8 protein-coding genes are annotated in these 12,102 nt (G+C 69.6%); 5 read left to right on the top strand and 3 right to left on the bottom strand.

What is annotated here, in order from left to right; all coding sequences use genetic code 11:
* The 5 genes from ACFWRV_RS10760 to ACFWRV_RS10740 all read left to right on the top strand — a co-directional run bounded on the left by ACFWRV_RS10760 (position 1) and on the right by ACFWRV_RS10740 (position 8,141).
* Positions 1-1,008, top strand: coding sequence for an ABC transporter permease (locus ACFWRV_RS10760; protein ID WP_384331439.1), 1,008 nt, complete (start codon positions 1-3; stop codon positions 1,006-1,008).
* Complete coding sequence (locus tag ACFWRV_RS10755) at positions 1,005-1,991, top strand: ABC transporter ATP-binding protein (RefSeq protein WP_384331436.1); 987 nt, start codon at positions 1,005-1,007, stop codon at positions 1,989-1,991. Before ACFWRV_RS10760 ends, ACFWRV_RS10755 begins: the two co-directional genes overlap by 4 nt.
* 33 nt (positions 1,992-2,024) lie before the next feature.
* Positions 2,025-3,437 carry a GH1 family beta-glucosidase gene (locus tag ACFWRV_RS10750; protein WP_384331433.1) on the top strand — a complete coding sequence of 471 codons (1,413 nt, stop codon included), beginning with the start codon at positions 2,025-2,027 and terminating at the stop codon, positions 3,435-3,437.
* Between the two features lie 153 nt (positions 3,438-3,590).
* Positions 3,591-6,704: a glycoside hydrolase family 3 N-terminal domain-containing protein gene (locus ACFWRV_RS10745; protein ID WP_384331431.1), complete on the top strand. Its 3,114-nt coding sequence runs from the start codon at positions 3,591-3,593 to the stop codon at positions 6,702-6,704.
* 57 nt (positions 6,705-6,761) lie between these two features.
* Positions 6,762-8,141, top strand: coding sequence for a hypothetical protein (locus ACFWRV_RS10740; protein ID WP_384331428.1), 1,380 nt, complete (start codon positions 6,762-6,764; stop codon positions 8,139-8,141).
* A 124-nt stretch (positions 8,142-8,265) separates the two neighbouring features.
* Here ACFWRV_RS10740 and ACFWRV_RS10735 read toward each other — a convergent pair whose 3' ends face one another.
* From ACFWRV_RS10735 to ACFWRV_RS10725, 3 genes are all read right to left on the bottom strand, one after another.
* Positions 8,266-8,712, bottom strand: a complete 447-nt coding sequence (locus ACFWRV_RS10735; protein WP_384331425.1) for a hypothetical protein — start codon at positions 8,710-8,712, stop codon at positions 8,266-8,268.
* 183 nt (positions 8,713-8,895) lie between these two features.
* Complete coding sequence (locus tag ACFWRV_RS10730; protein WP_384331422.1) at positions 8,896-11,388, bottom strand: hypothetical protein; 2,493 nt, start codon at positions 11,386-11,388, stop codon at positions 8,896-8,898.
* A 148-nt stretch (positions 11,389-11,536) separates the two neighbouring features.
* Positions 11,537-12,013, bottom strand: coding sequence for a hypothetical protein (locus ACFWRV_RS10725; protein ID WP_384331419.1), 477 nt, complete (start codon positions 12,011-12,013; stop codon positions 11,537-11,539).
* Between the last annotated feature and the right edge of the window lie 89 nt (positions 12,014-12,102).

The following is a 12,102-nucleotide window of genomic DNA, read 5'->3' as shown; positions in this document are numbered from 1 at the left end:
ATGTCCATCACCGCCACCGACGCAGCCGTCCTCGACGGCGCGCCCCCGCCCGTGGCCCCCACCCGCCGGGCCCGGCTCCGGTTCCTGCGCGGCGGGAAGACCCGCACCGGCCTGATCATCCTGGCGTTCTTCGTCCTGCTGGCCGTCGCCGGACCGTGGCTCGCCCCGTACGACCCCGACGCCATGAGCGACCAACTGCTCCAACCGCCGTCCGGCGAGCACTGGTTCGGCACCACGCACACCGGTCAGGACGTCTTCTCGCAGATCCTCGTGGGCACCCGCGGGGTCCTCGTCGTCGGGCTGCTCGCCGCCGTCATCGCGACCGCCCTGTCCGTCCTCATCGGGGTCAGCGCCGGATTCCTCGGCGGGGCCGTCGACGAGATCCTCTCGGCGCTCTCCAACATCTTCCTGGTGCTGCCGGGACTCCCGCTGATCATCATCGTCGCGAGCTTCGTCCCCGACACCGGCGACATCGTCATCGCCGTCGCCATCGCCCTGACCTCCTGGGCCTGGGGGTCGAGGATCCTGCGCGCCCAGACGCTGTCACTGCGCCGCCGCGACTACGTGGAGGCCGCCCGCGCCACCGGCGAGTCGACCCCGCGCATCATCCTCTTCGAGATCCTGCCGAACCTCACCGCCGTCATCGCCTCCGGATTCGTCGGCACGGTCATCTTCGCGGTCCTCACCGAGATCACCCTCGCCTTCATCGGCGTCGCCGACATCTCCCACTGGAACTGGGGCACCGTCCTCTTCTGGGCCCAGTCCAACCAGGCCCTCGCCCAGGGAGCCTGGTGGTGGTTCGTCCCGGCCGGCCTGTGCATCGCCCTGCTGGGCACCGCGCTCGCCCTCATCAACTTCGGCATCGACGAGTTCGTCAACCCCCGCCTGCGCACCGCCACCGGATCCTCCCGGAAGGTGAAGATGCGCGTCGGCTTCACCCCCGTGGCCCGGAAGTCTCCCGGTACGGGCCACCCCGGGCAGAACAGCAGCAAGGAGCCGCGCCCATGAGCGCCGAGCCGGTCCTGACCATCAGCGGACTCAACGTCGACTACGGCACCGACGCGCACGCCGTCCACGCCCTGCGCGACATCGACCTCACCCTGCACCGGGGCGAAGTCCTGGGCCTGGCAGGGGAGTCGGGCTCCGGGAAGTCCACCCTCGCGTACGCGGTGACCCGGCTGCTCTCCCCGCCCGGCGTCATCACCGGGGGAGAGGTCCACTACCACCGGCCGGGCGGCGACCGCGTCGACATCCTCTCCCTCGCCCCGGACCAGCTGCGCGCCTTCCGCTGGCAGGAGCTGTCCATCGTCTTCCAGGGGGCGATGAACTCCCTCAACCCGGTCCACACCGTCCACAGCCAGCTCACCGACGTCCTCGCCGCGCACCGCCCCGAGCTGAAGAAGCGCCAACGCACCGGACGAGCAGAAGAGTTGCTCAGCCTGGTCGGCATCTCCGCCGACCGGCTCGCCGCCTACCCGCACCAGCTCTCCGGCGGCATGCGCCAGCGCGTGATGATCGCGATGGCCCTCGCCCTGGAACCCGAGATCGTCATCATGGACGAGCCGACCACCGCGCTCGACGTCGTCATGCAGCGGCAGATCCTGCGGCGGCTCGTCCAGTTGAGGGAACAGCTGAACTTCTCGGTCGTGTTCATCACCCACGACATCTCCCTCCTGATCGAATTCTCGGACCGGATCGCGATCATGTACGGGGGCCGCATCGTGGAGCAGGCGGGTGCGGCGGAGATCTACCGCGACCCCCGTCACCCCTACAGCGACGGGCTCCTGCACTCCTTCCCCGCCCTCCACGGCCCGCGCCGCGAGCTGACCGGCATCCCGGGCTCCCCGCCCCACCTCTCCGCGATGCCCACCGGCTGCGCCTTCCACCCGCGCTGCGGCAAGGCCTTCGCGCCCTGCGCCGCGGAGATCCCGCTGCTCGCCCCGCCCGCCGACGGACCCGGCCGCGCGGTCGCCTGCCATCTGCACGCCTGACCAGGCCCCTCCCCTCCCTACGGACGGAGACCGATGAACCTCGTCACCACCCCGCAGCGCATCCTCTCTCCGGCCCCGGTACGCGGACTCCCGGCCGACTTCCGCTGGGGCGTCGCCACCTCCGCGTACCAGATCGAGGGTGCGGCCACCGAGGACGGCCGCACCCCGTCCATCTGGGACACCTTCTGCCGGGTGCCCGGGGCGGTGGAGGGCGGCGAGCACGGCGACGTGGCCTGCGACCACTACCACCGGATGCCCGAGGACGTGGAGCTGATCGCGGGCCTCGGCGTCGACACGTACCGCTTCTCGCTCGCCTGGCCCCGCATCCAGCCGGGTGGCCGGGGCCCGGCGAACGCCAGGGGCCTGGACTTCTACAAGCGGCTGATCGACGAGCTCCAGGGGCGCGGTGTCACTCCCTGGATCACCCTGTACCACTGGGACCTGCCGCAGGAGCTGGAGGACGCGGGCGGCTGGCCCGTACGGGACACCGCCCTGCGCTTCGCGGAGTACGCCGCCCTCGCGTACGAGGCCCTCGGTGACCGGGTCGAGCACTGGACCACGCTGAACGAGCCCTGGTGCTCCGCGATGCTCGGTTACGCCTACGGGGTGCACGCCCCGGGCCGCCGCGACCTGGGCGACGCCATGGCCGCCGTCCACCACCTGCTCCTGGGCCACGGTCTGGCGGCCGGCGCGCTGCGGGACGCGGCCGGGGGCGACCCGCTGGAGCTGGGCATCACCCTCAACCTCGGCACCGCAACGCCCGAGACCGGCAGCGAGGCCGACCGGCAGGCGGCCCGCCGCGCCGACGGCATGGGCACCCGCCTCTACCTCGACCCGCTCGCGCGCGGCCGCTACCCCGAGGACACCGTCGCGGACCTGGCCGCACAACAGATCGAACTCCCGGTCAGGGAGGGCGATATGGCAGCCATCGCCGCCCCGCTCGACGTTCTCGGCGTCAACTTCTACCGGGGCATGCAGTTCTCCGGCGTCACCGAGGACGGCTCGACCACCGACGCCGAGGGGCTGCCCGTCACCCGTGTCGTGGAACGCGATCTGCCGCGCACCGCGATGGACTGGGAGATCACCCCGACCGAACTCACCGATCTGCTCGTGCGGTTGGAGCACGACTACGGGCTGCCGACCGTCATCACGGAGAACGGCGCGGCCTTCGACGACACGGTCGCCGCCGACGGCTCCGTCCCCGACGCCGACCGCACGGCCTACCTCGCCGACCACATCGACGCCGTCGTCGCCGCCCGCGCCCAAGGAGCGGACGTCCGGGGCTACTTCGCCTGGTCGCTGATGGACAACTTCGAGTGGGCCTACGGCTACGACAAGCGGTTCGGCATCGTCCGCGTCGACTACGCCACCCAGGCCCGCACGCTCAAGGACAGCGCCAAGTGGTACCGCGACACGATCCGCCTCACCCGCGACGGCAACGCGTGAAGCGCCGGCACCGTATGGCGCGCGTCGGCATCGTATGACGCGGGCCGGCACCGCCTGGCGCGTCAGCACCGCGTGACACGCCGGCACCCCTGATCCGTCACCACGTTCCGCACCCCCGTCACCCCCGTCCCTCGACAGAGAGCGCTCCCAAAAATGTCCCGCACCCCGCACCTCCGCCCCCGAAGGGGCAGAAGCAGACCCGCGACCGCCGCTTTCGCCGCCGCTGCCGTCCTGGCCACCCTGCTCGCCGGATCGGCCACCGGCCCCGCTGCCGCCGCCGACGAACCCGCCCCCGTCCTGATCGACCGCTTCGAGGGCGAGGTGCCGCTCGGCGGCCAGCCGCCCGCCGACGCGATCTTCACCTGGGGCGGCGACGCGGACGACCACCCGCAGCTGAAGCTGGCCGAGCGCGCGGACGCCCCCGAGGGCCAGCAGGTCCTCGAAGGCTCCTACGACATCAGCGCGTACGGGGGTTTCAGCCACGAGTTCGCCGTGGCCACCCCGCCGCAGAACTGGACCGCCCACCAGGGCATCCGCTTCTGGTGGTACGGCCAGAACACCGCACCCCTGCCGCCCGGTTCCGGCAAGAAGATCAACTTCGAGATCAAGGACGGCGGCGCGAACGGCGGCGCGTCCGAGCTGTGGACCACCTCCTTCACCGACGACTGGGAGGGCTGGCACCTCGTCGAGATCCCGTTCGCGGACTTCGTCTACCGGGCCGACTACCAGCCCGTCGGCGGCATCGACCAGGTGCTCGGCCTCAACGAGATGTGGGGCTACGCCGTCACCCTGCCCGGCGGCGCGCCCGGCGAGTTCGCGATGGACGCCGTCGAGCTGTACGGCAAGGCGGACCCCGCGCTCACCGCGAGCCTCGTCACCGACACGGCCGTACGCCCGGTGAAGAACGGCGCCGACGCCGACATCACGCTCTCCGTCGCCACCACCGGCTCCGTCCCGACCGAGGAGCCCGTCACCGTCACGTACGCCACCCAGGGCGGCACGGCCGAGGCGGGCAAGGACTACACCCCGGTCAACGGCAGCCACACCTTCCCGGCGGGCACCGCGTCCGGCACCACCCACAAGGTCACCGTCCGCACCGCGAAGGCGTCGAAGCCCTCCGAGGCCAGGACGATCCCGCTGGAGCTGACCGTCACCGGAGCGAAGGCCCCCCGGGAGAACCCGCAGGTCGTCATCGACGCCCACGGACTCCCGTACCAGAAAGCCGAGTTGCCCGTGAAGCAGCGGGTGGCGGACCTGCTGGGACGCCTCTCGCCCGCCGAGAAGGCCGGCCAGATGACCCAGGCCGAGCGCAACGCGCTCCGCAGCCCCGGGGACATCGCCGCCTACGACCTGGGCTCGCTGCTCTCCGGCGGCGGCTCGGTCCCCACCCCCAACACGGCGGCGGCCTGGGCCAAGATGGTCGACGCCTACCAACTGCGGGCCCAGGCAACCCGCTTCCAGATCCCGCTGATCTACGGCGTGGACGCGGTGCACGGCCACAACAACGTCGTCGGCGCGACGATCATGCCGCACAACATCGGCATCGGCGCGGGCCGCGAACCGAAGAGCGCCGAGAAGACCGGCGCGATCACCGCGAAGGAAGTCCGCTCCACCGGCGTCCCATGGGACTTCGCGCCCTGCGTCTGCGTCACCCGTGACGAGCGCTGGGGCCGCGGTTACGAGGCGTTCGGCGAGGACCCGGCGCTGGTCGAGGCCATGGAGACGGTCATCCAGGGCATGCAGGGCAGCCCGTCCGGCAAGGACCTGCACCGCAACGACAAGGTGCTCGGCAGCGCCAAGCACTTCGTCGGCGACGGCGGCACCGGGTTCGGCTCCTCGACCACCGGCTCGTACACGACCGACCAGGGCATCACCAAGGTCACCCGCCAGGAGCTGGAAGCCGTCCACCTGTCGCCGTTCGAGGAGTCGGTGAAGCGGGGCGTCGGCACGATCATGCCCTCGTACTCCTCCCTCGACATCCTGGGCGACGACCAGGGCCCGGTGAAGATGCACGCCCACGCCGAGATGATCAACGGCGTCCTCAAGGACCGGATGGGCTTCGAGGGCTTCGTCATCAGCGACTGGCAGGCCATCGACCAGATCCCCGGCGACTACCCGAGCGACGTCCGTACGTCGGTCAACGCCGGACTCGACATGATCATGGTCCCGACCGCGTACCAGGACTTCACCAGGACCCTGAAGGACGAGGTCGCGGCGGGCCGGATCAGCCGGGCCCGCATCGACGACGCGGTCGCCCGCATCCTCACCCAGAAGTTCCGCCTCGGCCTCTTCGAGAAGCCGTACGCGGACACCACCCACCTCGACAAGGTCGGCTCGGCCGAACACCGCGCGGTAGCCCGCGAGGCGGTCGCCAAGTCCCAGGTCCTGCTGAAGAACGGCGACAAGGACACGGGCGCGGTCCTGCCCCTCAAGCCGAGCCAGAAGGTCTACGTCGCCGGGTCCAACGCCGACGACATCGGCAACCAGGCCGGCGGCTGGACCATCAGCTGGCAGGGCTCCTCCGGGAAGACCACCACCGGCACGACGATCCTGGAGGGCATGAAGAAGGCGGCGAGGACCCCGGAGGCCGTGACCTACTCGCGCGACGCCTCGGCCGCCACGGACGGCTACGACGTCGGGGTGGTGGTCGTCGGTGAGACCCCGTACGCCGAAGGCATCGGGGACGTCGGCAACGGCCACGACCTGGAGCTCAACGCCGCCGACCAGGCAGCCGTGGACAAGGTGTGCGCGGCCATGAAGTGCGCGGTCCTCATCGTCTCGGGCCGTCCCCAGCTCATCGGGGACCGGCTCGGGGACATCGACGCCCTGGTCGCCTCCTGGCTGCCGGGCTCCGAGGGCGACGGCGTGGCCGACGTGCTCTACGGCAAGCGCGCCTTCACCGGACAGCTCCCGGTCACCTGGCCGAAGGCGGAGGCCCAGCTCCCGATCAACGTCGGGGACGCGGCCTACGACCCGCAGTTCCCGTACGGCTGGGGCCTGACCACCCTGAAGAAGCCCCCGGCCGGCGGCGAGCTGACCCTCGCGGCCCTAGCCGTCGCCGCCCAGGTCGCCGAGAAGGCGCACCTGGGGAAGACCCCGGCGGGCAAGGCGATCGTGGACCGGGCCCGGCTGCTGGTCCAGCAGAAGATCAACGGGAAGTTCTCCCAGGCGGTCTCCCAGCCCTTCGCGGAAGCGGACCACCTGCTGCTCACCGGTGATCTGACCGGCGCCGTGGCCAAGCTGCGCACGGCGTACCGAGCCGCCTGAGAAGCGTGACTCCGGGTGGGCGACGGCGTTCGTCGCCCGCCTGGAGTAGCGTTAAGTATGAGGAAAAGGCTTTTCCCCGCGCTGCTGGCGGGCCTGCTGCTCATCCTCGCAGCGGCGGCTCTCGCCCTGACCTCCCCCGCGTCGGCCGCGCCCGCCGCGACCCCGCAGGAAGCTGCCCAGGCCCTGCGCGACGACCCGGTCTACGTGGACCCGGGCGCTCGCGATCAGCTCTCCGTCGCTGACGAGAAGGCCCTGGAGAACAAGATCACGGACGCCGACAAGCCGGTGTTCGTGGCCGTCCTCCCCGATACCCCCGCCTTCCCCGAGGAAGGCCTGCTCCCGACCCTGCGCAACGACACCGGCATCACCGGCGTCTACGCGATACGCCTCGGCGACGGCTTCGACGCGGGCGCGGACCCGCAGGTCATGCCCACCCGGGCGGTCGAGAACCTCACCGCCGCCGTGGAGAACCCCACCACCGCCGGCAACGCCGACGCCCAGCTCAACGCCTTCGTCGACCGCGCCGTTGAACAGGCCCGGGGCACCGCCCCCGCCTCCTGGTCCGGCGGCGGAGGCGCGTCCGACGAGTCCGGGGCCCCGGTCGGCGGCCTGATCACCCTCGGCGCACTCGTCGCGGCGGGCGGCGCGGGCGCGTACGCGATCTCCCGCCGCAACAAGCTCCGCAAGGAGGAAGAGGAGCGCGCCGCCCTCGACAAGCTCCGGGTCGTCGTGGACGAGGACATCACCGCGTACGGCGAAACCCTGGAGCGCCTGGACTTCCACCCCGCCGAGAAGGGCGCGGACGACACCATGCGCGCCGACTACGAACGGGCCCTGGACTCCTACGAGAGCGCCAAGACCAAGATGGACCGGGCCACGCACCCCTCGGACGTACGCGGAGTCACCCAGTCCCTGGAGGACGGCCGCTACTCCCTCGCGGTCCTGGAGGCCCGCCGCGCCGGCACGGAGCTACCGGCCCGCCGCCCGCCGTGCTTCTTCGACCCCCGCCACGGCCCCTCGGTCGCCGACGTGCTCTGGACCCCGTCCGGCGGCGCGGCCCGCGAGGTCCCGGTCTGCGGCGCGGACGAGGCCCGGCTCGGCCAGGGCGAGGACCCCATGAGCCGTACGGTCGACGTCGGCGACGGCAACCGCCGCCCGTACTGGGAAGCGGGCCCGGCGTACGGCCCCTGGGCCGGCGGCTACTTCGGCGGCGGCCTGCTCCCCGGCCTCCTGGTCGGCACCATGCTCGGCTCGATGCTCGCCACCCCCGCGTACGCCTCCGAGTACGGCGGCGGTGACTTCGGCGGCGGCGCGGGCGGCGACTGGGGCGGCGGCGACGCCTCCGGCTCCGACTTCGACTCCTCCGGCTTCGGCGGGGGCGGCTTCGGCGACGGCGGCGGCTTCGGGGGCGGCGGCTTCGACGGCGGGGGCTTCTGAGCCTCCCGTAAGCCTCCAGGGCCTCCGGGGTCCTCCTCCAGCGCCCCGGGTTCCGGTGGATCCCCTCAGCCGGGGCCCGGGGTCCATGACGGCGGGCTCGGGGTCGCACGGAGTCGCTCCGCACTCATCCGATGGTGGGGGGACCTGGGGGGATGGTGTCGGCGGTGGGGCATTCGAGTTCGGTGGCGACGTAACGTGCCTGGTCTGCGACCAGCTGGGCGAGAAGCTTTTTCGCGTCGTCGCTTTTTACCGGGTCGGGGTTGTTGAGGGAGACTTTGAGGGTGAGGAGTTTTAGGCGACCGGTATCTCCGTAGCATCCGCTGAAGAACAGCCCCGCTTCCCGGTCGCTTGTGTAGCCCCTGGATTCGCCGAGCCGGATGGGGATGCGACCGGGTTCGGCTATCCGCTGGGATATGGAGTGGGGGGTGTTTTGTCCGCTGTGCCCGTACTCGAAGCTGAGGGACGTTCCGCCAGACCTGGCGGTACACCAGCCGTGGCGCCCCGTGGGCGGGCGTGTGCCTATGGCGTTGTCGGCGTCTTCCGAGTAGTCGATGTCGTTCTCGAGGAACAACTCAGTCGCCGGTTTCCCTGGGAGTGCTCCGCCGCAGATGCGCTCTGGGATCGGTGTGGTCGAATGGGTGGCTGTCCACCACCATGCGCCACCGCCCGTGAGAATGAGTGCTGCGCAGACGATGGGGACGATGCGTCGGCGTGACCGCGACGGCATCGCAGCGGATTCCGATGCTTCTGGCATCTATTTTCCCCCACCCTTCGGGCCAGTATTGAAGCCGGCTCCCCTGCCGACGCCTTCGTCGTATCCGGCGTTCGCCTCGTTGGACGCGTCGTCGCCGAATTTGTCCTGCTCGGTGGTCGAGAGGCCGGCTTCTTTGGCTCCAAGGGCCGCTGCCCTTCTGGCTGCCTCGGAACTTGCGGCGCGCTGCCGTTCGAGGTAGTCGTCGGCGTCTTCCTTGCCTTCCCCGGACTTATCGTGTTCATACGAATCCATAACGCCCTCCTTGATGTCTTCGACGACCCAGGCCAGTGGTGCCCCGACCGCCGTGGCCTCCAGTGGCTTGCTGAGGAGACCGAACCCCCGGTCGGCCCATTTCGTGCCGTCCGCGAGGCCGTCGTTGAAGGCTTTGTCACCTGCGGTCTTCTCTATGTACATCGCTTCGGCGCGGGCCTCCGAGACGATGCCGGCGATGGTCGCCCCCGGCTTGGTGAAGGTTTCCACTTCCTGTCGCACGTCGCCGAAGTCCTGCCGCCTGCCCCCGTCGACGTAGGTGTGGGCCACCTCGTTCATGAGGTCGGTCGTCGTGGCCTGCTGGGCGTTGACGATGGCGCCGTAGGCGTCGGGGTCCTTCCCGACGCTGCTGAGGAAGTTCAGCAGGGGTCCGCCGTTGAGATCCGCCAGGTCGGCGTCCGAGCCGTGTGTTTCGATGCGGGATCCACCCATGCCCTTCTGGAAGTCCCGCATGTATTCGGCAGTCATATCGCCGAGGCTGTCGTTCATGGGGGCGAGTATCCCGCTCTTGCCGTCCGGCTTGACAGCGATGAGGTCGTTGCCGGGGTCGCTCCCGAACTTCTCCACCACCCGGTGCATGAGCTGCGCCTGTTCCTCGGAGTGCGGAACGGGCTTGCTGGTGTCGTCGTCGTATGCGCGCCCCGATACCGCCGATTCGAGTGCATGGCCGAGCGCGTCGGGGCCGGACGACTTGGCCTTCTCCGCTGCTTTGTCCCAGGCGTCCTGGGCATCTCCGTCACCGATCTGCGGGGTGTCCTCCGAGCGGTCGTCGAACCAGGGGTAGTCCTTGTCGGTGAACATGTCGAAGTAGTCGGCGTGCGTCTTGCCGTCGATACCGTGCGTCGGCTTGAGGTCCTTGAGCCACACGTTGCCATCGGAGTCCTCGCGCAGGTTCCAGTTGGCGAGATTCTCCGCGCTGTAGCCGCCCCCGACCTCGCGCTCGAAATATGCCTTGTCCATCTTCTGGCCGTCCAGCGAATACGGCGTCATCTTGCCGTCGAAGAAGTCCTTCGAGGCCTCGGGGCTGTTCCCCAGGCCTTCCAGGATTCCGGTCATCGGATTGAAACCGCTTGCGCCCCCCTGCCCGGAGGGGTTGAGGCTCAGCCCGATGTAGGGCTCGTTGGCCGGTGTGTTGCGCTCCCATTTATTCGGGTCCGCGGCGTGCAGTTGTGCCGCATGCTCCGCGATGGGGGTCAGGAAGCGCCGGTCGTACTCGCCGTACCGGAGGATGTTGCTCAGAACCTGGTAGCCGTAGGGCTGATAGTTCGCGCGCCGGCCCGGGTCGATGTCGATGAGGCTCGACCCGACCTTACGCAGATCGGTCTGCCACTTCTCCGAAAGATGCGGCTTGTTGTCCGGGTCGGTGGCCGTGGCCAGAGTGAACCCGAGTTCCTTCTGCAGTGCCTGGACGGCAGCGATTCTGACCTTGCCGTCCCCTTCGGAGTGAAGCGTCAGATCGGCGAAGAACTCCACGCTGCGCTCAGGCCCGAGGCGCTGGTAGAACCCCGTCGCGAAGTCGGGCGAGTCCCGGTGATCGTGCATGATGCGACCAAGCTGCCTGAGCTCCGCATCGGTTGCGCCGTCACCCTTCGCGGCGATCTCGACAGCGCGCGCGGCGTGCATGTCGCCTGTACTGGCGTACTTGGGCGGGTTCGCCTGGTGCGGGTCATCCCCCAGATTGGCGCGCATGGTCTTCGCGACATCTTGATCGGCCTGATCGGCCTCATCGAGGACCGCGCGGATCCGGTCCTCGATGTAGCCGATGTTCTGCTGCTCCTGGTGGACCGACCGGTGGTATTCGGGGTCCTTCTTGGCTGCTGCGTCAACCGATTCAGCGATCGGCTCCCTGGCCCTGACGGTGCCTGTGGGGCTCACGATCACCTTGCGTTGCGGAGCCTCCGTGTCGACGATCTTTTTGAGATTGTCCTGAGCCTTCTTGAAAGCCGAGTATCCCTCGCCCATGACCTGCGCCGCTGCTTTGGCCGACTTCGCGAGATCGTCGAACTCTTTGGCCGTCTTGGCTATGAAGGGCTTCGACACGTCTGCGTTGACCCCGGACCAGACAGCCTTGTCCGACCTGGCCCGCATGGTGTCCCGGGCATCGGCCGCCAGCGTCGTCAGCTGCGAGGCCATCCTCTTCCAGTCGTCCACCGCCGACTTCAGAGTACCCAGCGGCAGTTGGTAAAGGTCCTCGAAACTGAGCGCCACGATCTCCCCCGGCATCCCCAGCGTTCCCGAAGGGGAGCGCCCTTCAGCATGCTTCCGGTGGTGATGCTAGGCGGGCGTCCGCTGCACGCCGTGGAGTCGGATTCAATCTTGATGTTCTCCATACGGGAGGTGGGCATTCACGCCATCGCCCGTGCCCCGGTTCCTACCTGAAGTATTCATTGAGTCGAGAAACGGGCACGGGTGACCCGTCGCGGCCACGGAAGGACGCGGCGATGTCCGCGTCATCCTGCGCGTGCGACTTCTTGGTGAAGTCCAGATGATTGGAAATGTGGGCACAGGCCTGCAAGAGCGTTTTCGTGCGGGTAGTCCACAGTTCCACCGCCAGCTCCAGAACCGGGCCGGTGGCGAAGCTGTGAGTTTTCAGCGACGCGGCCGCCTGCATCGTGGTTCCGGTCCCGTCCTTGCCCGCACCCGCACCGGCTATGTCCCCTTGCCTGCCGAGCCGCCCGTGGAGGACGAAGGCATCATGACCGACGGCTCCCAGATCGTCCTGGGTAACCACCAAGTCCCCCTGCCCACCCGCCGCGCCGACACCGGCAGGCGCTTGATTCAGTTGGGTGCGCGCCGCGTGCCGCGCCTCCACCTGTGCCTTGGCCTGCTCCCACTCGTCCCACGCCATGTGCTCTTCCCTTCCTCGGACCGTTGTCCCGACGGCGCATTGACCCACCACCCAACATCTTGTATCGGCATGACGGGAAGGGCGTCGGG

This window comes from Streptomyces sp. NPDC058576 (genome assembly GCF_042718715.1).
Classification (GTDB): domain Bacteria; phylum Actinomycetota; class Actinomycetes; order Streptomycetales; family Streptomycetaceae; genus Streptomyces.
This window is presented reverse-complemented; position numbering and strand designations above follow the sequence as displayed.

Bases quoted from the DNA above. Each gene is read 5' to 3' on its own strand.
- ACFWRV_RS10760 (WP_384331439.1), top strand. From the start codon at position 1: ATGTCCATCACCGCCACCGACGCAGCCGTCCTCGACGGCGCGCCCCCG.
- ACFWRV_RS10755 (WP_384331436.1), top strand. From the start codon at position 1,005: ATGAGCGCCGAGCCGGTCCTGACCATCAGCGGACTCAACGTCGACTAC.
- ACFWRV_RS10750 (WP_384331433.1), top strand. From the start codon at position 2,025: ATGAACCTCGTCACCACCCCGCAGCGCATCCTCTCTCCGGCCCCGGTA.
- ACFWRV_RS10745 (WP_384331431.1), top strand. From the start codon at position 3,591: ATGTCCCGCACCCCGCACCTCCGCCCCCGAAGGGGCAGAAGCAGACCC.
- ACFWRV_RS10740 (WP_384331428.1), top strand. From the start codon at position 6,762: ATGAGGAAAAGGCTTTTCCCCGCGCTGCTGGCGGGCCTGCTGCTCATC.
- ACFWRV_RS10730 (WP_384331422.1), bottom strand. From the start codon at position 11,388: ATGCCGGGGGAGATCGTGGCGCTCAGTTTCGAGGACCTTTACCAACTG.
- ACFWRV_RS10725 (WP_384331419.1), bottom strand. From the start codon at position 12,013: ATGGCGTGGGACGAGTGGGAGCAGGCCAAGGCACAGGTGGAGGCGCGG.